Source organism: Arthrobacter sp. 10L424 (genome assembly GCF_056395325.1).
Genome location: NZ_JBFTJH010000004.1, coordinates 62,640 through 85,544, shown reverse-complemented (window position 1 = coordinate 85,544; position 22,905 = coordinate 62,640). Strand labels below are relative to the sequence as shown.

General features: G+C 67.3%; 21 protein-coding genes. 7 read left to right on the top strand and 14 right to left on the bottom strand.

Translation table 11 applies throughout. From position 1 onward, the window contains the following. Window positions 1-41: 41 nt before the first annotated feature. Together AC1DC5_RS10120 and AC1DC5_RS10115 are read right to left on the bottom strand one after the other, a co-directional pair. Window positions 42-2,273 (bottom strand): acetyl/propionyl/methylcrotonyl-CoA carboxylase subunit alpha, encoded by a 2,232-nt coding sequence (locus AC1DC5_RS10120; RefSeq protein WP_476865037.1) that lies wholly within the window; start codon window positions 2,271-2,273, stop codon window positions 42-44. Between the two features lie 7 nt (window positions 2,274-2,280). Then, window positions 2,281-3,888: a carboxyl transferase domain-containing protein gene (locus tag AC1DC5_RS10115; protein WP_476865036.1), complete on the bottom strand. Its 1,608-nt coding sequence runs from the start codon at window positions 3,886-3,888 to the stop codon at window positions 2,281-2,283. A 175-nt stretch (window positions 3,889-4,063) separates the two neighbouring features. On the opposite strand from AC1DC5_RS10115, the gene AC1DC5_RS10110 reads away from it, so the two are divergent. Continuing rightward, window positions 4,064-4,750: an SACE_7040 family transcriptional regulator gene (locus AC1DC5_RS10110; RefSeq protein ID WP_476865035.1), complete on the top strand. Its 687-nt coding sequence runs from the start codon at window positions 4,064-4,066 to the stop codon at window positions 4,748-4,750. 242 nt (window positions 4,751-4,992) lie between these two features. On the opposite strand, the gene AC1DC5_RS10105 is transcribed toward AC1DC5_RS10110, so the two are convergent. The 3 genes from AC1DC5_RS10105 to pdhA are packed head-to-tail and all read right to left on the bottom strand — an operon-like array spanning window position 4,993 to window position 8,575. Then, window positions 4,993-6,390 carry a dihydrolipoamide acetyltransferase family protein gene (locus AC1DC5_RS10105; RefSeq protein ID WP_441405531.1) on the bottom strand — a complete coding sequence of 466 codons (1,398 nt, stop codon included), beginning with the start codon at window positions 6,388-6,390 and terminating at the stop codon, window positions 4,993-4,995. Continuing rightward, window positions 6,387-7,397 carry an alpha-ketoacid dehydrogenase subunit beta gene (locus AC1DC5_RS10100; protein WP_441405532.1) on the bottom strand — a complete coding sequence of 337 codons (1,011 nt, stop codon included), beginning with the start codon at window positions 7,395-7,397 and terminating at the stop codon, window positions 6,387-6,389. The genes AC1DC5_RS10105 and AC1DC5_RS10100 overlap by 4 nt, the downstream gene beginning before the upstream one ends. Further along, complete coding sequence (gene pdhA / locus AC1DC5_RS10095) at window positions 7,397-8,575, bottom strand: pyruvate dehydrogenase (acetyl-transferring) E1 component subunit alpha (RefSeq protein ID WP_441405533.1); 1,179 nt, start codon at window positions 8,573-8,575, stop codon at window positions 7,397-7,399. Before pdhA ends, AC1DC5_RS10100 begins: the two co-directional genes overlap by 1 nt. Before the next feature lie 195 nt (window positions 8,576-8,770). Here pdhA and AC1DC5_RS10090 point away from each other — a divergent pair, with 195 nt between their 5' ends. Further along, window positions 8,771-9,244 carry an Lrp/AsnC family transcriptional regulator gene (locus AC1DC5_RS10090; protein WP_441405534.1) on the top strand — a complete coding sequence of 158 codons (474 nt, stop codon included), beginning with the start codon at window positions 8,771-8,773 and terminating at the stop codon, window positions 9,242-9,244. A 78-nt stretch (window positions 9,245-9,322) separates the two neighbouring features. Here AC1DC5_RS10090 and AC1DC5_RS10085 read toward each other — a convergent pair whose 3' ends face one another. Together AC1DC5_RS10085 and AC1DC5_RS10080 are read right to left on the bottom strand one after the other, a co-directional pair. Beyond that, window positions 9,323-10,942 carry a solute symporter family protein gene (locus AC1DC5_RS10085; protein WP_441405535.1) on the bottom strand — a complete coding sequence of 540 codons (1,620 nt, stop codon included), beginning with the start codon at window positions 10,940-10,942 and terminating at the stop codon, window positions 9,323-9,325. Then, window positions 10,939-11,319 carry a DUF485 domain-containing protein gene (locus tag AC1DC5_RS10080; protein WP_441405536.1) on the bottom strand — a complete coding sequence of 127 codons (381 nt, stop codon included), beginning with the start codon at window positions 11,317-11,319 and terminating at the stop codon, window positions 10,939-10,941. Before AC1DC5_RS10080 ends, AC1DC5_RS10085 begins: the two co-directional genes overlap by 4 nt. Window positions 11,320-11,559: 240 nt before the next feature. On the opposite strand from AC1DC5_RS10080, the gene AC1DC5_RS10075 reads away from it, so the two are divergent. From AC1DC5_RS10075 to AC1DC5_RS10060, 4 genes are read left to right on the top strand one after another with little or no spacing between them, the layout of a single operon-like run. Next, the gene (locus tag AC1DC5_RS10075) at window positions 11,560-12,777 is read left to right on the top strand and encodes a sensor histidine kinase (protein ID WP_441405537.1); all 1,218 of its coding nucleotides are present in this window, start codon (window positions 11,560-11,562) and stop codon (window positions 12,775-12,777) included. A 42-nt stretch (window positions 12,778-12,819) separates the two neighbouring features. Further along, window positions 12,820-13,539, top strand: a complete 720-nt coding sequence (locus AC1DC5_RS10070) for a LytR/AlgR family response regulator transcription factor (RefSeq protein ID WP_441405538.1) — start codon at window positions 12,820-12,822, stop codon at window positions 13,537-13,539. Beyond that, window positions 13,536-13,943, top strand: coding sequence for a DUF485 domain-containing protein (locus AC1DC5_RS10065; RefSeq protein ID WP_441405539.1), 408 nt, complete (start codon window positions 13,536-13,538; stop codon window positions 13,941-13,943). The genes AC1DC5_RS10070 and AC1DC5_RS10065 overlap by 4 nt, the downstream gene beginning before the upstream one ends. 7 nt (window positions 13,944-13,950) lie before the next feature. Then, window positions 13,951-15,417, top strand: coding sequence for a sodium/solute symporter (locus AC1DC5_RS10060; protein WP_441405540.1), 1,467 nt, complete (start codon window positions 13,951-13,953; stop codon window positions 15,415-15,417). 6 nt (window positions 15,418-15,423) lie between these two features. Here AC1DC5_RS10060 and AC1DC5_RS10055 read toward each other — a convergent pair whose 3' ends face one another. The 6 genes from AC1DC5_RS10055 to rpsB form a co-directional block, all read right to left on the bottom strand. Continuing rightward, on the bottom strand, window positions 15,424-16,002 hold the full coding sequence (locus tag AC1DC5_RS10055) for a DivIVA domain-containing protein (protein WP_441405541.1): 579 nt from the start codon (window positions 16,000-16,002) through the stop codon (window positions 15,424-15,426). 100 nt (window positions 16,003-16,102) lie between these two features. Then, window positions 16,103-17,023, bottom strand: coding sequence for a phosphatidate cytidylyltransferase (locus AC1DC5_RS10050; protein ID WP_441405542.1), 921 nt, complete (start codon window positions 17,021-17,023; stop codon window positions 16,103-16,105). Next, window positions 17,023-17,580, bottom strand: a complete 558-nt coding sequence (gene frr / locus AC1DC5_RS10045; RefSeq protein WP_441405543.1) for a ribosome recycling factor — start codon at window positions 17,578-17,580, stop codon at window positions 17,023-17,025. The genes AC1DC5_RS10050 and frr overlap by 1 nt, the downstream gene beginning before the upstream one ends. Before the next feature lie 122 nt (window positions 17,581-17,702). Beyond that, complete coding sequence (gene pyrH / locus AC1DC5_RS10040) at window positions 17,703-18,440, bottom strand: UMP kinase (protein ID WP_441405544.1); 738 nt, start codon at window positions 18,438-18,440, stop codon at window positions 17,703-17,705. Between the two features lie 192 nt (window positions 18,441-18,632). Continuing rightward, entirely contained in the window at window positions 18,633-19,469 is an 837-nt protein-coding gene (gene tsf / locus AC1DC5_RS10035; RefSeq protein WP_441405545.1) for a translation elongation factor Ts, read from the bottom strand. Between the two features lie 156 nt (window positions 19,470-19,625). Beyond that, the gene (rpsB, locus tag AC1DC5_RS10030) at window positions 19,626-20,531 is read right to left on the bottom strand and encodes a 30S ribosomal protein S2 (RefSeq protein ID WP_441405546.1); all 906 of its coding nucleotides are present in this window, start codon (window positions 20,529-20,531) and stop codon (window positions 19,626-19,628) included. Window positions 20,532-21,075: 544 nt separating this feature from the next. On the opposite strand from rpsB, the gene AC1DC5_RS10025 reads away from it, so the two are divergent. Beyond that, window positions 21,076-21,630 (top strand): M23 family metallopeptidase, encoded by a 555-nt coding sequence (locus AC1DC5_RS10025; protein ID WP_441405547.1) that lies wholly within the window; start codon window positions 21,076-21,078, stop codon window positions 21,628-21,630. Between the two features lie 60 nt (window positions 21,631-21,690). Here AC1DC5_RS10025 and AC1DC5_RS10020 read toward each other — a convergent pair whose 3' ends face one another. Next, a complete protein-coding gene (locus AC1DC5_RS10020; protein ID WP_441405548.1) occupies window positions 21,691-22,881 on the bottom strand; it encodes an acyl-CoA dehydrogenase family protein in 1,191 nt (396 codons plus the stop codon). Window positions 22,882-22,905 lie beyond the last annotated feature (24 nt).

Here is a 22,905-nt window from a genome sequence, read left to right as displayed (position 1 = left end):
TGCTGTCTGAGAATTGCGGTCTGGTGGTGAAGCTGTGGAATCTAGTCCGCGGCGCCCATCGCGATGACGGATTCCTCGATGGTGTCTTCGGCTCCGGAGGGTTCCGGAGGGTGGATGGTGGCCAGGATCTGGTCTGCCTTCACGAGGTCGCCGGAGGCGGCGCTGATGTGCACGGTCCCGTCGAGCGGCGCCACGAGCTGGTGCTCCATCTTCATGGCCTCCACCGCGAGCAGGACCTGCCCGGCGGTGACGGGGTCCCCGTTGCTGACGGAGACGGACACCACCGTGCCCGGCATCGGCGAGCGCACCGCGGGGTCCGCGGCGCCCTCCACGCGTTCGACGGCGTCCAGCACCCGGGCGAGCCGGGTTTCCCGGGTGAGCGGTTCGAGGCGGCAGGACCACCCGTCGTTGCCGAGATAAACGAATTCCGGCGGGTTCTCCCGCGGGTGGTCCGGCCCGGACCCCGCCTGGGCGAACCTGAGTTCCCCGCCGTCGAGCTCCAGGAAGACATCGTCACTGGACATCCCGATGACCCGCACCTGATGCGCCGGGCCGTCGTTGACCCGGACCCTGGCACGGCCGAGGTCGGTGTTGCTGAGCCAGGTCACGGCCACAGTGGCCAGTTCCCCGCCGGGAACACCGAAGCTCATGGTCCAGGCGGCCGGTGCCCCCAGGCGCCAGCCCGTGGTGGTGTCCCAGGGCGAGCTGAGCGTTTCCGGTGCCTCGGCCAGGACCCAGAACGGCATTGCCGCGGCGATCAGCTCGGCGTCGCCGGCGCGGCGGAACGTGAAGCCGTCCATCTTCCGTTCGATCAGGCCGGTGTCGAGCCGGCCCGCGCGGACGTCGGCGTCGTTGATCAGCAGGCGGAGGTATTCGACGTTGGTGTCGATCCCCAGTGCCGTGTACCGGGAGAGCGCCGTGTCGAGCTTGTCCAGCGCCGCGGAGCGGTCCACGCCCCAGGCGATTACCTTGGCGACCATGGGGTCGTAGTCGCTGGAGATTTCCAGGCCTTCAAGCAGCGAGGAATCGATCCGGATGTCAGGATCGGCAGAGGCCGGGCTAACGGCGTCCAGGTCATCCATCGCGGTGAAGATCTCGCCTCGCTCATCCAGGAGCAGCACCTCACCGCCCGAGGGCAGGAAGTTCCGTTCCGGGATTTCAGCGTAGACACGCGCTTCCACCGAGTGCCCGGTGAGGACGACGTCGTCCTGCCGGACGGTGAGTTCCTCGCCGGCGGCGATCCGCACCTGCCATTCGACGAGGTCGACGCCGGTGACCATTTCGGTGACGGGGTGCTCGACCTGCAGCCGGGTGTTCATCTCCATAAAGAAGAACTCGTCCGGGGCGTTGTCGGAAACCAGGAACTCCACGGTGCCGGCGCCGCTGTAGCTGACGCTGCGCGCGGCGTTGCACGCGGCCTCACCGAGGCGGGCCCGGATATCGGCGCCGTCGGGCAGGGCTTCGAGCAGCGGGGACGGGGCTTCCTCGATGACCTTCTGGTGCCGGCGCTGCAGCGAGCACTCGCGCTCCCCGAGTTGGATGACGTTGCCGTGGTTGTCCGCGAGGATCTGGACCTCGATGTGCCGCGGGGTCAGGACGAGCCGCTCCAGGAACAGGGTGTCGTCGCCGAAGGCGCTGGCCGCGACGCGGCGGGCTGTGGCAAGGGTTGCCTCCAGGTCCTCGGCGCGTTCCACGACGTGCATACCCTTGCCGCCGCCGCCGGCGGAGGGCTTGATCAGCAGCGGGAAGCCGACGCCGGCCGCGGCGTCGATCAGCTGCGCGTCCGTCATCCCGGGTTCGGCGATGCCGGGGACCACCGGAACGCCGTAGCCGGTGACGTGGTTCTTGGAGCGGATCTTGTCGCCCATGACATTGAGGGATTCGACGCCGGGACCGATGAACGTGATCCCGGCCTTCTCCAGCGCGCGGGCGAAGTCCACGTTCTCGCTCAGGAACCCGTAGCCCGGGTGCACAGCCTCGGCGCCGGTGTCGCGGCAGGCCTGGAGGATCGCCTCGATCTTGAGGTAGCTCTCGGCCGCGGCCGCCGGGCCGATCCGCACGGCGACGTCTGCTTCCCGTACGTGCCGGGCGTCGTCGTCGGCGTCCGAATAGACGGCCACCGAGCGGATACCCAGCGCCCGCAGGGTGCGGATCACGCGGCACGCGATCTCGCCGCGGTTGGCGACGAGCACGGTGCCAAAGAGAGGCTTGTCCCCCATCGGCGTCGGGGAGGTTGTAGTCGACGAAGAAATACTCGAGGAAGAAATAGTCATGGCTGGCTCACATCCGGAACAGGCCGAAGGAGGTCTCCGGCAGCGGGGTGCGGGAGACGACGTCGAGCGCCAGTCCCAGGACGGTGCGGGTGTCCGCGGGGTCGATCACGCCGTCATCCCAGAGGCGGGCGGTGGAGTAGTACGGGCTGCCCTGATCCTCGTACTGCTGTTTGATCGGGGCCTTGAAGGCTTCCTCGTCCGCGGCGGACCATTCCTCGCCGCGGGCCTCGTACTGGTCCCGTTTGACGGTGGCGAGCACGCTGGAGGCCTGGTTGCCGCCCATCACCGAGATCCGGGACGCCGGCCACATCCACAGGAACCGCGGCGAGTAGGCCCGGCCGCACATCGAGTAGTTGCCGGCGCCGAACGACCCGCCGATCACGACAGTCAGTTTGGGAACCCGGGCGGTGGCGACGGCGGTGACCATCTTGGCGCCGTTCTTGGCGATGCCGCCCTGCTCGTAGTCCTTGCCGACCATAAAGCCGGAGAGGTTCTGCAGGAAGATCAGCGGAATGCCGCGCTGGTCGCAGAGTTCGATGAAGTGCGCGCCCTTGAGCGAGGACTCGCTGAAGAGCACCCCGTTGTTCGCCACGATGCCCACGGGGTGGCCGTGCAGCTTCGCGAAGCCGGTGACCAGGGTGGTGCCGTAGTCCTTCTTGAACTCGTGGAAGCGGCTGCCGTCCACCAGCCGGGCAATCACCTCGCGGACGTCGTACTGCGCGTTGACGTCCGTGGGGACGGCACCGTAGAGCTCATCCGGGTCGGCAACGGGTTCGACGGCGGTGTCGATGTCCCAGGCGGGGGCCGCCGGCTTCGGCAGCGTGGAGACGATGTCGCGGACGATCTGGAGGGCGTGCTCGTCGTTTTCGGCGAGGTGGTCGGTGACGCCGGAGATCTTGGAATGCACGTCGCCGCCGCCGAGTTCCTCGGCCGTGACGATCTCGCCGATGGCGGCCTTCACCAGCGGCGGGCCGCCCAGGAAGATGGTGCCCTGGTTGCGGACGATCACGGTTTCATCGCTCATCGCGGGAACGTAGGCGCCACCGGCGGTGCAGGAGCCCATCACCGAGGCGATCTGCGGGATCCGGGCCGCGGACATCTTGGCCTGGTTGAAGAAGATCCGGCCGAAGTGTTCCTTATCCGGGAAGACCTCGTCCTGCTTGGGCAGGAAGGCGCCGCCGGAGTCCACGAGGTAGATGCAGGGCAGCCGGTTCTCCAGCGCGATTTCCTGGGCCCGGAGGTGCTTCTTGACCGTCATCGGGTAATAGGTGCCGCCCTTGACGGTGGCGTCGTTGGAGATGACCAGCACCTGGCGGCCGTGGACCAGCCCGATCCCGGCAATGACGCCGGCGCCGGGGGAATCGTCGTTGTACATGCCGTTGGCGGCCAGCGGAGCGATCTCCAGGAACGGGCTGCCGTCATCGAGCAGCTGGTCGATGCGCTCGCGCGGCAGGAGTTTGCCCCGGGCCACATGGCGTTCGCGCGACTTCTCCGGCCCGCCGAGGGCTGCCGTGGCGAGGCGTGCCTTCAGCTCGCGGGCCAGCCCCAGCTGTGCCTCGCGGTTCGCGGCGAAGGCGGCGCTCGTGGCGTCCACCTGGCTGGCGATTGTCTCCATTGACTGCTTCCGTTCTGGGCCTTCATGCCGGGGACCTGACTTGCGCCCGCTCCAGCCACTTCGGTTAGTACCGCATAACTGAGATTTAGGTTAGTCTCTATTAACTGTGATGTCCAACACAGGACAGCAGAGTCAGCTGCACAGTCAAGTGGAATTCGAAAAGAGGGACGTGCCGGTGACCGAGTCCAGCCAGACAACCCAGGCCCCTCCGGCCTCTTCCGGTTCGACGCCTCCTACATCGACACCTCCCGCATCAACCCAGCGCAGCCAGGCCAAGGAGAACAGGCGGCAGGCCCTGCTGTCCGCGGCCGCCGAGCTGTTCGCCGTCGACGGCTTCAACCGCGTCTCGCTGGAGGATCTGGGCGCCGCGGCGGGCGTCAGCGGCCCTGCGGTGTACCGGCACTTCTCCGGCAAGCAGGCAGTCCTCGGGGCGCTGCTGCTCAGCGTCAGCCAGGATCTGTTCGACGGCGGCCGGCGCGTGATTGCCGCTTCCGACGGCGCCGCCGTTGCGCTGCGCCGGCTGGTGGAGTTCCACGTGGACTTCGCGCTGAGTAACCCCGACGTCATCCGCGTGCAGGACCAGGACTTCAGCAACCTCGCCGACGACGACCAGGCGCAGGTCCGCACGCTGCAAAGGAACTACGTGGAGCTCTGGGTCGAGGTATTGGCCGGGCTGCACCCCGAGACCGAAGATACTGAACTCCGGATGCGCGCCCACGCCACGTTCGGCCTGATCAACTCCACGCCGCACTCGGTCCGCAGCCACGGGCGCCGGATCGCAGTCAAGCGGGCACGGCCCCTGCTCCAGAGCATGGCGCTGGCGGCCCTGATGGCCCCGGCCGTTCCCGACCCGCTCGACTGACCTGTCCCTGCCCGCGTGCCGGGTCCCCCTGGCCCCGCGGCTCACGCCGTCCCGCCCACGCCGCCCGGCCCCGCAGCTCACGCCGTCCCGCGCTCCGGGGGCCCTTTGGCGCGAACACGCCGACTGCCAAGGCGCCGCCGTCGAACTTTCCGGCCAATGTGCCCCCGGACGGACAACCCGCCGCACAACAAAGCTGCCGGCCACCCCGGGAGGGGGCAGCCGGCAGCCGTGACGTTGGGGGCCTAGACCATGGCGAGGGCCATGCCCGGGTCGGAGAGCATGGCGCCGAGGTCCTGCAGGAAGCGTGAGCCCTGCTCGCCGTCGACCAGGCGGTGGTCGAAGGACAGGCTGAGCGTCATGACCTGGCGCAGCGCCACCTCGTCCCGGTACTCCCACGGCATCTTCCGCACGGCACCGAGGGCCAGGATGGCGGCCTCGCCCGGGTTCAGGATGGGTGTGCCGGCATCGATGCCGAAGACGCCGATGTTGGTGATGGAGATGGTGCCGCCGGAAAGCTCGGCCGGGGCCGTCTTGCCGGACCGCGCCGTGTCCGTCAGTTCGGTCAGCGCCGTGGAGAGCTCCAGCAGGGACATCCGGTCGGCGTCCTTGATGTTCGGAACGGTGAGGCCGCGCGGGGTGGCCGCCGCGATGCCCAGGTTCACGTAGTTGTACTGCACGATCTCCTGCTTGGCCTCATCCCAGCGGGTGTTGAGCGTGGGGTGGTTGCGCAGGGCGATGAGCACAGCCTTGGACACGATGGTCAGCGGGGTCAGCTTGTAGCCGGCAAACGCGCGGCTGGCCTTGAGCTTCGCCAGCAGTTCCATGGTCGGGGTGACGTCGACGGTCAGGAATTCCGTGACGTGCGGCGCCGTGAAGGCGCTGGAGACCATGGCCGCGGCGGTGAACTTCCGTACGCCCTTGATGGGCGTCCGGGTTTCCCGCTCGCCCTGCGCCTGGGCCTGGACGGGCACGCCGGCCAGGTCCCGGGGTGCCACCGGCAGGTCTCCCCCGCCGACGAAGTTGCGGACGTCGTCGCGGGTGATGAGCCCGAACTCGCCCGTGCCGGCGACGGCCGCGAGGTCGACGCCGAGATCCTTGGCCAGCTTGCGCACGGGCGGCGTGGACCGCGGGCGGTCCCCGGAGTGCGCGGCGGCAGCGGGTTCGGCCACCGGGGCGGGCGCGACCGGTTCGACCACCGTGGCCGGCGCGGCCGGGGCCGGTGCGGCGGCCGAAGCCGCGGGAGCGGCGAAGCTGCGGGTGCGGCGGGCCGGTCGGCCGGAGTTCTCCAGGACGGCGCCGTAGCCCACGAGGTTCGGTTCACGTTTGGCGGGCGCGTCCGCACCGGTACCTCCGGCAGTTCCAGAGCCGCCGGCGGGAGCGCCGTCGTCGCCCTCTACCTCGAAGGAAACGATCGGCTTGCCGACCTCCACGACGGTGCCGGGCTGTTCGTGCAGGGCAGCGACTACCCCGGCGAACGGCGAGGGAAGCTCGACGACGGCCTTGGCCGTTTCTACTTCCGCGATGATCTGGTTGAGCGCGACGGTGTCCCCCACCGCGACCTTCCAGGCGACGATTTCCGATTCGGTGAGACCTTCGCCGAGGTCGGGCAGCCGGAATTCCTTGATCATGGTGGCGCTCATCCTTCCAGCCCGCTCAGGGAGTTGGGGCGGCCCAGGGCACGGTCGACGCCGTCCAGGATCCGGTCCAGGCCCGGGAGGTGGTGCATTTCAAGCTTTGAGTACGGGTACGGGACGTCGAAGCCGGTGACCCGGACCGGTGCGGTTTCAAGGTGGTAGAAGCAGCGTTCGGTGATGCTGGCGGCTACTTCGGCGCCGATGCCGCCGGTCTGGGAGGCCTCGTGCGTGATGACGAGCCGGCCGGTCTTCCGGACCGAGGCTTCCAGCGTCGCGAAGTCCAGCGGGGCGAGCGAGCGCAGGTCGATGACCTCGACCGACACGCCTTCGTCGGCGGCGGCGAGCGCGGCGTCCGTGGCGGTCTTGACGAGCGGGCCGTAGGCCACGAGCGTCACGTCCTTGCCTTCGGTGACGACGCGGGCCTTCTCCAGGGACAGGGCGGCGCCGAGGTCAAGGGTCTCGTCCACCTCGCCCTTGTCGTGGTAGCGGCGCTTGGGTTCGAAGTACAGCACCGGATCATCGGAGGCGATGGCCTGCTGGATCATCGTGTAGGCGTCCTGCGGGTTGGAGACGCTGACGACGCGCAGCCCCGACGTGTGGGTGAAGTAGGCCTCGGGCGATTCCGAGTGGTGCTCCGGGGAACCGATGCCGCCGCCGAACGGGACGCGGATGGTGATGGGCATCTTGACCGCGCCCTGGGTGCGGTAGTGCATCTTGGCGACCTGGCTGACGATCTGGTCGAACGCCGGGTATATGAAGCCGTCGAACTGGATCTCCACCACTGGGCGGTAGCCGCGGTACGCGAGTCCGACGGCGGTGCCCATGATGCCGGACTCGGCGAGCGGGGTGTCCACGACGCGGTGCTTGCCGAAGTCCTTCTGCAGGCCGTCGGTGACGCGGAAGACACCGCCGAGGGCGCCGATGTCCTCGCCCATGAGGATCACCTTGGGATCGTTCTCGAGGGACTTGCGCAGGCCCGAATTGATGGCTCGGGCGAAGGTCATCTTCGTCATCAGCGTGCACCTTCTTCAGTAGCGGCTTCTGCGGGATCGCCGAAGGAAGCCAGGTAACGGGAATAGTGGTCCTGCTGGCGGTCCAGCGAGGAATTGGGCGTGCTGTAGACGTGTTTGAAGATGTCCATCGGCTGCGGTTCGGGCATGTTGATGGTGCCCGCCCGCAGTGCCTTCGCGACGGCGTCCGCCTTGGCGGCGACGGCGGTTTCGAGGTCCTCGGTGAGGAGCCCCTTGCGTTCCAGCAGCGACTTCAGCCGGGCGATTGGGTCCTTGGCGGCCCAGTCCTCGAGCTCGTTGGCGTCGCGGTAGCGGGTGGGGTCGTCCGCCGTCGTGTGCGGGCCCATGCGGTAGGTGACGGCCTCGATGAAGGTGGGGCCGCCGCCGCGGCGTGCACGGTCGATGGCGATGCGGGTTGCGGCCATCACGGCCAGGACGTCGTTGCCGTCCACGCGCATGCTGGGGATGCCGAAGCCTGCGGCGCGGTCAGCGATCTGGATGTGGGACTGCAGCCGGACGGGCTCGGAGATGGCCCAGTGGTTGTTCTGGCAGAAGAAGACCACCGGGGACTGGAAGCTGGCGGCGAACACCAGGGCCTCGTTGACATCGCCCTCGCTCGTGGCGCCGTCGCCGAAGTAGGCCACGGCGACCGAATCGGCGCCGTCGTTCTGGATTCCCATCGCGTAGCCGGTGGCGTGCAGGGTCTGGGCGCCGATGATGATCTGCTGCGTGGCGACATTGACCGTGTAGGGGTCCCAGCCGGCCAGGGCGTTGCCCCGCCAGGCTTTGACGATGTCCTCGGGGTTGACGCCGCGGCAGTAGGCGACGCCGTTGTCACGGTAGCTGGGGAAGACGAAATCGTCGTCCCGAAGGGCCCGGGCCGAGCCGATCTGGGAGGCTTCCTGGCCCAGCAGCGGCGGCCAGAGGGCGAGTTCGCCCTGGCGCTGCAGGGCGGTGGCTTCGGCGTCGATGCGTCGGATGACCACCATGTCCTCGTAGAGCGCGCCGAGCTGTTCGTCGCTGACGTCCTGGACCCAGGGATCGAACTCGGGATGGCTTACGCGTTCACCCCCGGGGGTGATGAGTTGGACGAGGTCCCCGCCCGTCCGCCTGTTTGATTCTGCACTGTTCCCGGGGCCCCCGGCGGAAATACCGCCCTTGCCCGCGTCGTCGGTAAACACAGTTGTCCGCACCTTCTGACGTCGTCTGACCGATACTCGCAGGACTCGTGATCCCGGCGCGCACCGGCCGCCCGGGCGCCGTTGCCCCGGATAGTTGTGACCCTACTCACAACGCCCATTGGGTACAACCACCTGCAGAAAAGTTGAGCATTCTGCACTGTCCGGCACCCTGGCACCGTGCTAATCTTGCGCACTATGCAACCCTTGGATGGCACCGACACCCGCCTGCTTTCGGCCATGGCCCGCGACCCGCGGCGGACCGTCGTGGCGCTGGCCCAGAAGCTGGGCCTGTCGCGGAATACCGTGCAGGCGCGGATGGCCCAGCTGGAGAAAAAACACGTCTTCCTGTCCTTCGAGCGCCGCATCAATCCGGCCTCGCTGGGCTACCCGCTGATGGCCTTCATCTCGGTGCACGTCCAGCAGCAGAAACTCGGCCAGCTGGCGGTGGAACTGGCGGACATCCCGGAGATTCTGGAGGGCTACGGGCTCACCGGTTCGGCGGACCTGCTGCTGCGGGTGGTGGCGCTCGACGCCGAGGACCTGTTCCGGATCAACGGCAAGATCCTGTCCTGCGACGGGGTGGACCGGACGGACACCGCCCTGGCGATGAGCGAGATGATCCCGTTCCGGATCCAGCCGCTGCTGGAACGCGGCTCCGCCGAAGGCTGACGGTCTACACGGCAGGAGCCCCCATGCGGTTGCATGGGGGCTCCTGCGGTGTGAGCGGGCGGGGGGCCGCCGACCCTCTTAGTGGTTGGTGGCCTTTTCGGCGCCCACACCCGTCAGGGAGCGGACTTCCATTTCGGCCTGCTTGGTGGTGTCTTCCAGTTTCTTGTCCAGCACCGTGCCGAGCCAGCCCAGGAAGAACGCGAGCGGGATGGAGACGATGCCGGGGTTGCTCAGCGGGAAGATCGCGAAGTTGGCGCCCGGGATCATGGACGTCTTCGCACCCGAGACCACCGGGGACAGCGCGATCAGGATCACCGCGGAGCCCAGGCCCCCGTACATGCTCCAGACGGCGCCCTGGGTGGTGAAACGGCGCCAGAACAGCGAGTACAGGATGGTGGGCAGGTTGGCCGAGGCGGCCACGGCAAAGGCCAGGGCCACGAGGAACGCGACGTTCTGCCCGTTGGCGAAGATGCCGCCGATGATGGCCAGCACACCGATCACAACGACGGTCTTCCGCGCCACCTTCACCTCGGTGTCGGGGTCGGCCTTGCCCTTCGCCAGGACGTTGGCGTAGATGTCGTGGGCGAACGAGGCCGCCGCGGTGATGGTGAGGCCGGCGACGACGGCAAGGATGGTCGCGAAGGCCACCGCGGAGATAAAGCCGAGCAGCAGCGGTCCGCCGAGGTGGAACGCGAGCAGCGGAGCGGCCGAGTTGACGCCGCCCGGGGCGGCCTTGATGGTCTCGGCGCCCACCAGTGCCGCGGCACCGTAGCCGAGTACCAGCGTGAACAGGTAGAACAGGCCGATCAGCCAGATGGACCAGACCACGGACTTGCGGGCTTCCTTGGCGGTCGGGACCGTGTAGAAGCGCATCAGCACGTGCGGCAGGGCCGCGGTGCCGAGCACCAGGGCCAGGCCGAGGGACAGGAAGTCGAGCTTGGAGGTCTCGGACTTGCCGTACTGCAGTCCCGGGTTGAGGATGGCCGGGTTGCCCGCGGTTTCCACCGCGCCGCCCAGCAGGGAGGAGAGGTTGAAGCCGTAAATGGCCAGGACCCAGAAGGTCATGACAGCGGCCCCGGCAATCAGCAGGATGGCCTTGATGATCTGGACCCAGGTGGTGCCCTTCATGCCGCCGATCAGGACGTACATGATCATCAGGGCGCCGACGACGATGATCACCAGCGCCTGTCCGCCCCAGTCGCTGATGCCCAGCAGCAGGGAGATGAGGCTTCCGGCGCCGGCCATCTGGGCCAGGAGGTAGAAGAAGCAGACCGCAAGGGTGGAGATGGCGGCGGCAATGCGCACGGGGCGCTGCTTGAGCCGGAATGAGAGCACATCGGCCATGGTGAACTTGCCCGTGTTGCGCAGGAGCTCGGCGACGAGCAGCAGGGCGACGAGCCAGGCGACGAGGAAGCCGATGGAGTACATAAAGCCGTCGTAGCCGTTGATGGCGATGGCCCCGGTGATCCCCAGGAACGAGGCAGCGGACAGGTAATCGCCGGCGATGGCGGTGCCGTTCTGCGAACCGGTGAACGAGCGGCCGGCCGCGTAGTAGTCGGCGGCCGTCTTGTTGTTGCGGCTGGCGCGGAAGACGATCACCATGGTGACCGCCACGAACAGGGCAAAGATCCCCATGTTCAGCAGGGTGGTGTCTTTCAGGGCGGCGACGTTGACCGCGGGAACCATCAATGTTGTCATTTTGCCGATCCGCTCACTGGATTACCGTGGGTGTCGAACTCGTGGCCTTCGATTTCGTCGCGGATCTCGGCGGCAATGGGGTCCAGCTTCCGGTTCGAGTAGCTGACGTACCAGCCGGTGATGGCGAACGTGGTCACGAACTGGAGCAGGCCCAGGATCAGGCCGATGTTGATGTTGCCCCAGACCTTGGTGGACATGAACTCCACCGCGTAGTCGGCCAGCAGGACATAGGCGAAGTACCAGAGCAGGAATGCAATGGCCATCGGAAAGACAAAGCTGCGGTGACGTTTGCGCAGTTCCTGGAACCGCGGCGTCGACTGGACTTCCTTGAAGTCCACGGCCGCCGTAGCGTCCGTTTCTTGGGCATCGTTACCCATCGTTCCTCCTCATTGAGACTGGCGTGTCCACACCGGCTGCCCTGGCCTGCTCCGAACAGCCCTCCGGCCAATGTGACTGCAATCACTGTCCCCCGTGATGCGGGTTACATTCCAGAATTACCGCGCCCTGCGTCGCTCAACGGTCCCGATGCTGCGCTCAGCGGCGCCCGAAGCCGTGCCTGAAAGGCAGGCGGGCGCACCCTCGGCCCCGTCCGGCAGGTGCCGCGATACGCTGGGCCCATGCCCGACTCTCCCCTGTTCACCGCCGCCGCCGTTGCCGTGATCGCGGCGGCGATCGCCGTCGTCGTCGCCGTCGGGCTCAAGGTGCTCCGCTCCTTCCGGGAGCTTGGCACCGACGCGGAGCGGGCCACCTACAAGACGCTTCACGCGGCCTCGCGCGCCGGCCAGCACCTGCGGACCGGGCTCAATCCGGCCGGGGCCGCCAAGGCGAGCCGCCAGCTGCGCACCCTGCTGGGCTGCGACGCGCTGGCGATCACCGATGCCTCCGGCGTGCTCGCCTGGGACGGCGCCGGCGAGGAACTCACGCCGCTGCTGATGGAACTGTCGGCAGGAGTGCTCGACGGCGGCCACACCGCCGTGATCCCGGCCGGCGAGGTGCAGGAACTCGCCCGGGGCCGAGGCGCCGTCGCGACCCGCACGGATGTGGAACGTGCCGCGGTGATCGCCCCGATCAAGGCCGGGACCCGTGTGGTGGGTGTGGTGGCCGCCTTCGCCCCGGCTGCCGGCGCCGGGCTGGTCCGGGCCACCAGCGAGGTGGCCGACTGGGTGGCGACGCAGGTGGAGCTGGCGGAACTGGATGCGTCGCGCACGCTCCTGATGGAGGCCGAGGTGCGTGCGCTCCGGGCACAGATCAGCCCGCACTTCATCTACAACTCCCTGAACGCGATCGCCTCGTTCATCAACACGGATCCGGTCCGGGCGCGCGAGCTGGTGGTGGAGTTCGCCGACTTCACCCGCTATTCCTTCCGCCGGCACGGCGACTTCACCACGCTCGCCGAGGAACTGCGCTGCATCGACCGCTACCTGCTGCTGGAACGGGCACGGTTCGGCGACCGCGTCCAGGTGAGCCTGCGGATCGCCCCCGAGGTGCTCAGCACGGTGATCCCGTTCCTGAGCCTGCAGCCGCTCGTGGAAAACGCGGTACGGCATGGCCTCGAGGCCAAGGAGGGTCCCGGCCACATCACCATCACGGCCAACGACTCCGGCGCCTTCGCCGAGGTCACCATCGAGGACGACGGCGTGGGCATGGACCCGGAGCAGCTGCGGGCAGTCCTCGCCGGGCACGGGGAAGGCGACCACGTCGGGCTGCGGAACGTCGACGCCCGGCTGCGGCAGGTCTACGGCGACGACACCGGCCTCGTGATCGAGACGGCGCCCGGCGAAGGCACCCTGATTACGATGCGCGTCCCGAAGTCGCAGCCCCGGCACGACGCCTGAGCCTGCGGCAGGCCGAAGCGCCTGCGGCAGTAGTCTTGATCCATGATTAACGTCCTCGTCGCCGACGACGAGCTGCCCGCTGTCGAGGAACTGGCCTTCCTGCTCGGCAAGGATGACCGGATCGGCACCATCCACCGCGCGTCCTCCGGGGCCGAGGCGCTGCGGGCCCTCGAAGCCGAGAATGTCGACGCCGTCTTCCTCGACATCCACATGCCGGCGCTCTCCGGCCTGGACATCGCGCGGGTCATCTCGCGCAGCAGCAAGCCGCCCGCCGTCGTGTTTGTCACCGCCGATGAGGACTGCGCCCTGGAAGCCTTTGAACTGGCCGCCGTGGACTACCTGCTGAAGCCCGTCCGGGCTGAGCGGCTGGCGAAGTCCGTCGGCCGGATCTGCGAGCTGCTCAAGGACGGCGCGCCGCCCCCGGAGATGATCACGGTGGACCTTGGCGGCACCACGAAAATGATCCGCCGCGAGGATGTCACCTACGTCCAGGCCCAGGGCGACTACGCCAGGCTGCACACCGCCGACGCGAGCTACCTCATCCGTGTCCCGCTGGCCGACCTGGAACAGCAGTGGGCGGACGCCGGATTTATCCGCATCCATCGTTCGTACCTCATCGCGCTGAACCACGTCAGCCACATGAAACTTGCCGCCGCGGCGCCCAGTGTCACCGTGGCGGGGGCCGAACTCCCGATCAGCCGGCGGCACCTGCCGTCCGTCCGGGAGAAGCTTGAGGCCACCCGGATCCGGCCGCAGGCATGACCCGCGTCCGCGTCACCGCGCCGCGGAGCGGCAACTCAGGCGCCGCTGCGACGGGCGGTGTCGCCCTGGGTGGCAGCGCGCTCCCGGCTGTGCGGTCGGCCGCCGACTCGCGCGAAGCCGCCGAGGAGTCCGACGCCGGCCAGGTGTTTGTCCGCTCGCTGATTCGCTCTCAGTTGCGGCTCGGGGTGGTGGTGGCTGCGGGGTTCCTGCTGATCCTTGCCGCCTTCCCGCTCATGCTGGGACTGGTCCCCGGGCTCGCGGAGTCCACGATCGCCGGGCTGCCGTTCGACTGGGTGCTGCTGGGCGCCGGGATCTATCCGGTGGTCGGGCTCAGCGCCTGGCTGTACATCCGGACGGCGGCCCGGAACGAGTCCCGCTACCGGGACCTCGTCGGGGACAAATGAGGCGCCCGTGAACCCGGTCGTCGGCATTGCAGCGTTCGTAGCCGTCTCGCTGGCCACGGCCGGCATCGGTTTCTACGGCCTGCGGATTTCCCGCACCACCGGGGATTTCTACGTGGCTTCACGGACGGTCCGGCCCTGGTGGAACGCCTCGGCCATCGGCGGCGAGTACCTTTCGGCGGCGAGCTTCCTCGGCGTCGCCGGGCTCATCCTGCTCTCCGGCACGGACGCCTTGTGGTTTCCGGTGGGGTACACGGCCGGCTACCTGATGCTGCTGCTCTTCGTTGCCGCGCCGCTCCGCCGCTCCGGCGCTTACACCATCCCCGACTTCACCGAGGCGCGGCTCGATTCGCGGGTGGTCCGCAGCGTCACGAGTGTCGTCGTCGTGATGGTCGGCTGGCTCTACATTGTCCCCCAGCTCCACGGCGCGGCGCTGGCCATCCGGATCACCACCGGGCTGCCGGCGTGGGTGGGCATGGTGGCGGTGGTGGTGGTTGTCTGCGTCACCGTGGTGGCGGGCGGCATGCGGTCCATCACGTTTGTCCAGGCGTTCCAGTACTGGCTGAAACTGACGGCGCTGGCCGTGCCGATCCTGTTCATTCTCTTCGTGCTGGCAGACTCCGGAACTCCCCTCGCTGCCGAGGCGTCCGTGAACCCGACGGGAGCGGCACCGGCCGGGATGTACCAGAACGTCTCCCTGCTGGTGGCTCTGCTGTTCGGGACGCTGGGGCTGCCGCATGTGCTGGTGCGCTTCTACACGAACCCGGACGGGCAGTCGGCCCGCCGGACCACCCTGATTGTCCTGGGCCTGCTGTCGGTGTTCTACCTGTTCCCCACGGCGTACGGGCTGATCGGCCGGGTGTTCGCCCCGCAGCTGGCGCAGAGCGGGCAGTCCGATGCGCTGGTGCTGCTGCTCCCCGGGGAGCTGGTGGGCGGGACGGCAGGTGACCTGCTGTCCGCACTGGTGGTGGCCGGGGCGTTTGCCGCGTTCCTGTCGACGACGTCCGGGCTGGTGGTCTCGCTCGCCGGTGTGATCAGCCAGGACCTCTTCGGCGGCAGCGTCCAGGGCTTCCGGCGGGCGGCCGTGATCTCGGCGGTGGTCCCGCTGGGCATCGCGTCCATGACGGGTTCCCTTGCTCTGGCCGGCAGCGTGGGGATGGTGTTCGCGTTCACCGCGTCGACGATCTGCCCGGTGCTCCTGCTGGGCATCTGGTGGCGCGGGCTGACCGACGCCGGGGCGATCGCCGGCATGGTGACCGGAGCCGTGCTGTGCGGCGGGGCGATGGTGGCCGGAGCCTTCCTGAGTGCCGCCGGAACGCCGTCCTGGCTGGCGCAGCCCGCGGCCTGGACCGTGCCGGCGGCGTTTGCCGTAATGGTCCTGGTTTCCCGGGCCACCCGGGACCGCGTGCCGCGGACCATCACCCGGCTCATGACCCGGCTGCACACTCCGGAGCGGCCGCTGGCCACTGAGCGCTGAGCGCGCTCAGTCTATGGCGGCCATAAGTTCGACGACGCGGTCCAGGAAGGCGTCCACCTGGTTCTCCTCGTAGCCGTCCTTGCCGACGGCGGGACGGAAGACAGCGCGGCGGACATTGTCCACGCTCAGCGGCTTGTCTTCTTCGAGGTAGCCGATCAGGTCGTGGCAGAGGTCGTCCACGTCCGTGGTGTTGTAGCTGCGCGCTTTGGCCTTGGCCGGGCGCCGGAACCGCTGGCCGTCGGGGCGGTGCAACCGTCCGCGGAGCAGGCCGGCGAGCCGGCCGATCTCGCGGAGCCAGGCGTCCTCGCCGCGTGCGGCGACGAGTTCGTCGCGTTCCCGCAGGGCAAGGGCGTCCTCCAGGCGGTCCAGGGCTGCATCCACGTCCGCCGCGACATACCCGCCCTTGACGGGGTCGAAGGAGACCGACCTGACGTCCGCGCTCTTGACCGGCCGGGCGGCAGACCGTGGCGATTCGAACGACACCCGTGCGCGCTGCATGAACTGGTCGACCTGCTTGGCGTTGTAGCCGTACTGGCTCCGCTGCACACGGTCAAAGGAAGCAGGAATCTGCCGTTGAATGTCCACTGTAACTTTTTGTTCCTTCAATGCTGTTCGGCCGGACTGTCCGGTTTGTCCGGTCTGCCCGGCACCATTCTAGGGGCCGCAGGGTGAATGCCGTGATGCCTTACGCGCCGGCAAAGATCGAGTAGAGGATGAAGGCCACCGGGGAAGCGAAGACGATCGAGTCCAGCCGGTCCATGACCCCGCCGTGGCCGGGCAGGATGCTGCTCATGTCCTTGATCCCCAGTTCACGCTTCACCATGGATTCGGAGAGGTCTCCGGCGGTGGCCGCGGCGACCATGCCCACGGCCAAGGCCACGCCGACCCACCAGGGTTTGTCCAGCAGGAAGACGGAGGCGAGCACACCCACTGCGGTGGCACCGGCGATGGAGCCGGCGAAGCCCTCCCAGCTCTTCTTCGGGCTGATCTTCGGCGCCATCGGGTGCTTGCCGAGCGAGGCCCCGACGAGGTACCCGAACGTGTCGTTGGCGACCACCAGCAGCAGCAGGGTGGCAATCTGCCACGCTCCGGCGGGAACAACGCCGTCGGGCCACAGCCCCACCGGTGTCTCCCCCGCGAACGTGTGCAGCGGCAACACGGCGAAGCTGATGAGGAACGGGATCCAGGCCAGGGTGAAGACACCGGCGAAGATGCTGCGCGCGGAACCTGCAGCGCCCTCCAGGGACCGCCAGATCAGGACCGCGACGCTGCTGAGCATCATCGCGAACAGGAGGCTTTCGGGGCCGCCGAAGTAGGCGGCCGCCGGCATCGCAACGGTTCCGGTCATCACCGGGATGATCGGCAGCCTGGTGCCCGAGGCTTCCAGGGCCCGGAAGACTTCCCAGACGCCGAAAACCGCGAAGGTGGTGACGATGAGCACGAACCCCAGCGGAAGGAACAACAGCCCGCCCAGGACAACGATAAGCATGCCGAGGCCCACAGCGGTCGCAGCGGGAAGGTTCCTGCCGGCCTTGGGCGTGGGGTTCCGCCGCTGCTTCCCCCGCACCCGGATGCGTGCTCCGGGGTCCCCCTGTTCCTGCGTCATTAGACCTCGAGCAGCTCGGCTTCCTTGCGCTTGAGCAGCTCGTCGATCCCGTCGACGTGGGCCTTGGTCAGGGCGTCCAGTTCCTTCTCGCCCCGGCTGCCCTCGTCCTCGCCGGCTTCGCCGTCCTTGACCAGCTTGTCCAGGGTTTCCTTGGCCTTGCGGCGGATGTTGCGGATGGACACCTTGGCATCCTCGCCCTTGGACTTGACGATCTTGACGTACTCCTTGCGACGCTCCTGCGTGAGGTCCGGGATGGTGATCCGGATGACGTTGCCGTCGTTGGAGGGGTTGGCGCCCACCTCGGAGTCGCTGAGGGCACGTTCGATGTCCCGCAGGGCGGTCTTGTCGAACGGCGTGATGAGGATGGTCCGGGCGTCCGGGATGGCGAAGGAGGCCAGCTGCTGCAAGGGCGTGGGCGAGCCGTAGTAGTCCACCAGGACCTTGTTGTAGAGGCCCGGGTTGGCGCGGCCGGTGCGGATCGAGGCGAAGTCTTCCTTGGCTACTTCAACCGCCTTGTCCATCTTGTCCCCGGCTTCGAGCAAGGTTTCTTCGATCACGATCTCTCCTCAGAAATTTGGTGCAGCCGCCGCTGGCGGGTACTGCACGGTCTTGGTGGTGTTCCGACTGCTGGCCCCAGGCTTCGAAGTGCGGAAATGTCCTGAAAACATCCTAGCCGTTGCTAGGGCGTGACGACGGTGCCCAGGTCCTCGCCGCGGATGGCCCGGGTCACGTTGCCGTCGCCTTCCATGCCGAACACCACCATGGTCAGGTTGTTGTCCTTGCACATGGTCATGGCGGTCTGGTCCATCACGCGGATGTCTCGGCGAAGGGCGTCGTCGTAGCTGAGGCGGTGCAGCTTCTCGGCAGTGGGGTCCTTCTTCGGGTCGGCGGTGTAGACGCCGTCGACCCCGCTCTTGGCCATCAGGACGACGTCGGCGTGGACCTCCATGGCGCGCTGGGCGGCCACGGTGTCGGTGGAGAAGTACGGGAGTCCGGCGCCGGCGCCGAAGATGACGACGCGGCCCTTTTCCATGTGGCGGATGGCGCGACGCGGAATGTACGCCTCTGCGACCTGGCCCATGGTGATGGCGCTCTGCACACGGGTTTCGACGCCGGCCTGCTCCAGGAAGTCCTGGAGCGCCAGGCAGTTCATGACCGTGCCGAGCATGCCCATGTAGTCGGCGCGGGAACGGTCCATGCCGCTCTGCGACAGCTCGGCGCCGCGGAAGAAGTTTCCGCCGCCGACCACGATCGCGACTTCGACGTCGGGGACCGCCGCGGCGATCTGCTTGGCCACGCCGCGGACGGTGTCAGGGTCGACGCCCAGCTTCCCGCCGCCGAAGACCTCGCCGGAAAGCTTCAACAGGACCCGGCGCCGGCTCTTCTTTGGCTGGGCTGAATTGGTGACGGTTTCCATGGTGCCTTCCCGTTGGTGAACTCTGAGCTAGGTTATCGTGCCGGGGACCAAAGGCGTGATTCCGCCCGGCCCCCGGCCTGCCCCGATCTTCCCGGGACTTCCCGGGACTGCGTCCCGGGTGCATGCAAAAGGGGTGGCCACCGCAGTGACCACCCCCTCAGCGTGTCTGACTAATGTCTGACTGGTGTCTGACTAGGAACCGACGCGGAAACGCGTGAATGCGGTGCCCTTGACGCCGGCCTCTTCGAGGACCTGCGCGACAGACTTCTTGGCATCCTTGGCGAATGCCTGGTCGAGGAGAACCTCGCCCTTGTAGAAGCCCGTGACGCGGCCTTCCACGATCTTGGTCATGGCTGCTTCAGGCTTGCCTTCAGCCTTGGCAGTCTCCTCGGCGATGCGACGCTCGGACTCGACGAGCTCGGACGGAACATCCTCGCGGGAGAGGTAGTTCGGGGACATCGCGGCGACGTGGACGGCGACGTCGTGGGCTGCGGTGGCAGCTGCTTCGCCTTCGCCGTCAACAGCGAACAGGACGCCGACCTGGGCCGGGAGATCCTTGGAGGTCTTGTGCAGGTAAGCGTCGACCGTTGCGCCCTCGATGCGGGAGATGCGGCGGACAACAACCTTCTCGCCCAGAACCGCGCCCTCTTCGACGACGACCTCGGACAGCGGCTTGCCGTCGACCTCGGTGGCCAGCAGGGTCTCGAGGTCGGCAGCGCCGGACTCGACTGCAATTGCCAGGACCTTGTCGGCGAGCTGGATGAACTTGTCAGCCTTCGCGACGAAGTCGGTCTCGCAGTTGACTTCGATCATCACGCCAACGCCGCCGTCGACCTTGGCAGCAACCAGGCCTTCAGCGGTGGAGCGGCCTTCGCGCTTGGTAGCGCCCTTGAGGCCCTTGATGCGGATGATTTCGATGGCCTTCTCGGCGTCACCGTTGGCTTCGTCAAGAGCCTTCTTGACATCCATCATGCCGGCGCCCGTGCGCTCGCGCAGAGCCTTGATATCAGCGGCAGTGTAGTTCGCCATGTGAACCCCTCTGTCTAGAAATTTTATGTGGTGTACGGACTGACAGGACGGCAGCTCACCTTGTGAGCGGCCATCCTGTCAGTTCCCCTGCGCGGAGACCGCGCGGGGAGATCCGGATTTATTTGTCAGCTGTGCAAAGCAGACTGTTGTGTCTGACTACTTGGATTCGCCTGCGGCGTCGTCGGCAGCCGGAGCTTCCTCAGCAGCAGCCGGAGCTTCCTCAGCAGCGGCGGGTGCTTCAACAGCCTCGGCCGGAGCAGCTTCTGCGGCCGGAGCGGCAGGGGCTTCTTCGGTCTTGCTGCCTTCGAGGAGCTCGCGCTCCCACTCGGCCAGCGGCTCTTCCGGAGCTTCCGTGGTGCCGGTGGCGCGCTGGTTGCGGGCGATGAGGCCCTCAGCAACGGCGTCAGCAACAACGCGGGTCAGCAGGTTGACGGAGCGGATGGCGTCGTCGTTACCCGGGATCGGGAAGTCGACTTCGTCCGGATCGCAGTTGGTGTCCAGGATGGCAACAACCGGGATGTTCAGCTTCTTGGCTTCGTCGACAGCAAGGTGTTCCTTCTTGGTGTCAACGATCCACAGTGCGGAAGGCGCCTTGGTCAGGTTGCGGATACCACCGAGGTTGGTTTCCAGCTTGGTGAGTTCGCGGCGAAGGAGCAGCAGTTCCTTCTTGGTGTAAGCGGAACCGGCGACGTCGTCGAAGTCGATCTCTTCGAGTTCCTTCATGCGCTGGATGCGCTTGGAGACCGTCTGGAAGTTGGTCAGCATACCGCCGAGCCAACGCTGGTTGACGTACGGCTGGCCAACGCGGGTGGCCTGCTCGGCGATGGATTCCTGCGCCTGCTTCTTGGTGCCGACGAAGAGAACGGTGCCGCCGTGTGCAACGGTGGCCTTCACGAACTCGTAGGCACGGTCGATGTAGGACAGCGACTGCTGCAGGTCAATGATGTAGATGCCGTTGCGCTCCGTGAAGATGAAACGCTTCATCTTCGGGTTCCAACGACGGGTCTGGTGTCCAAAGTGGACGCCGCTGTCAAGCAGCTGGCGCATAGTTACGACGGGCATGCCGACGCTCCTTCCGGCAGGTCATTCATGAGACAGCCCATGGACTGTCTTACCCTGCCAATAGTTGACGGTTGATTAGCAACACCCAGGCGGGCGGTGCTCCTGGCATCCACTGCGCTTCTTATCCGGACCACAAGGGCCGGACCGCAAGAGGCGCAGTCCTCCGCACGCTGAAGAGTTGAGGCTTCCAATGTGGAGGGCTGGATACGCGTAGTCAGCTGCTGCTCCCCCGCACCCCTGAATGAGGCGTGCCGGCTCTGATAATTACGTTGCTTATACAAAGACAGTACGTACACAAAGAGAATGATCAAGCGTGAGGGCACAGCAAACTGCTCCACCAAGTGTACTACAGGGCACGTACGGGAATGGACCGTTTCCGGGGGCTGCCGGATTGGCGCGCAGGGGTTTTGCCGAGGGCTGCGCAGGTGACTTTTTGGGCCGCATTTTCGGGGCACCTTCGCAGGGCTGGCACTCCCTCCGGGATCTATCCACATAGCGCGGAGTAGGGGTTAACCAGATCCGGCGGCAGCCGCAGGCTGGGTGGATGAAAACTCAGGCGATCAGGAACGTCATGGCTGCCGCCCTGCTCGTGGCCTTCTCCCCCGCCGCGGCGTCCGGGGGACCCGGCGCGGCAGTTGCGTCCAGTGTCTATACCGGCTCAGACGTGGCGGCCGGCGGGTGGAGCTGGCCCCTGGACCCGAGGCCCGCCGTACTGCGCGCCTTTGACCCGCCGGCCAAGCCGTGGCTCAGCGGCCACCGCGGCGTTGATCTTCGGGCAGCTCACGACGGCGCCCCGGTCACCTCACCGGCGGCCGGGACCGTCACCTTTGCCGGCGTCGTGGTGGACCGTCCTGTCATCACCGTTGACCACGGGAACGGATTGAGGAGCAGCTTCGAGGCGGTGCGCAGCGAACACAAGCCGGGCACCGCCGTCGCCGAGGGAGACGTCCTGGGCTGGATCCAGCCGGGCCATTGCGGACCTGGACCCTGCCTGCACTGGGGAGTCCGCCGCGGCGAGGAGTACCTCAATCCGCTGGGCTTCGTGACGGACCTGCGGCCCTCCGTCCTGCTCCCTCCCCTGGACCCCGCACCCGGGTAGGGGCTAGAGGAGGATGGCACGGCAGACTGAAGGGCCGCGTGCCCGGCCGGGCGCCGCCGGCTAGACGATCGCGGAGATGCCGGTGATTGCCCGGCCGGTGACGAGCGTGTTGATCTCGTGGGTGCCTTCGTAGGAGTAGATGGCCTCGGCGTCCGAGAAGATCTTGGCCATTTCGAAGTCGGTCACAATGCCGTTGCCGCCGAGGATGCTGCGGCCCAGGGCAACGCTTTCGCGCATCCGGGCGGTGGTGAAGGCCTTGGCCAGGGCGGACTGCTCGTCCTTGGCCTGGCCGAGGTCCTCCAGCTGGGAGAGCCGGACCATCATGCCCATCGAGCTGACGGCGTTGCCGAGGATCTGTACGAGCTGGTCCTGCACCAGCTGGAAGGAGGCGATCGGGCGGCCAAACTGGCTGCGTTCGACAGCGTAGCGGCGGGCGACGTCAAAGGCGGCGAGCTGCTGGCCGACAGCCTGCCAGGCGACGGCCAGCCGGGTGACCTTGAGGACTTTGTTCGTGTCGCGGAAGCTGTTGGCGTTTGCGAGCTTGAAGAAGTCCGGCACCACGACGTTGTCGAGGGTGATGTCAGCATTCTGCACCGTGCGAAGCGAGATCTTGTTCTCGATCTTGCTAGCGCTGTAGCCCTCGGTTTTGGTGTCGACAAGGAAGCCCTTGACCTGGTTGTCGGCGAGATCCCGGGCGTAGATGACCACCCAGTCGGAGAACGTGGCGTTGCCGATCCAGCGCTTGGCCCCGTTGAGGATCCAGCTGTCCCCCTCGCGGCGCGCAGTCGTGCGGGTGCCGCCGGCGACGTCGGAACCGCCCAGGGGTTCGGTGAGGCCGAAGGCGCCGATCTTCTTGAGTGAGTAGATGTCCGGTAGCCACGCCTCCTGCTGCTCCTGCGACGCGAGAGCCTCGATCGAGCCGGTGAAGAGGCCGTCGTGGACGCCCATGAAGGTGGCAATGGATGTGTCCGCCCGGGTCACCTCGGCGTGCATGATGCCCGCGAAGACGTTGGAGTAGCCCTGCCTCCGGACGGGGCTCACCAGATCGACCTCGGCGAGCTTGGGAATGAGGTCCATAGGGAACTCGCCGCGGTTCCAGCAGTCGACGGCGATCGGCTTGACCTCACGGGCCAGAAAGTCGCGGACCTCCGCGAGCCTGTCCTGTTCCTTGCCGCTGAGCAGCTGTTCGAAGGCGTAGAAGTCGCCATCGGCGTACGGGAGGTTGTTGATGTCGACGGCAGCTTTGGACATGGTGTTCCTTCACGTGTGATCAGC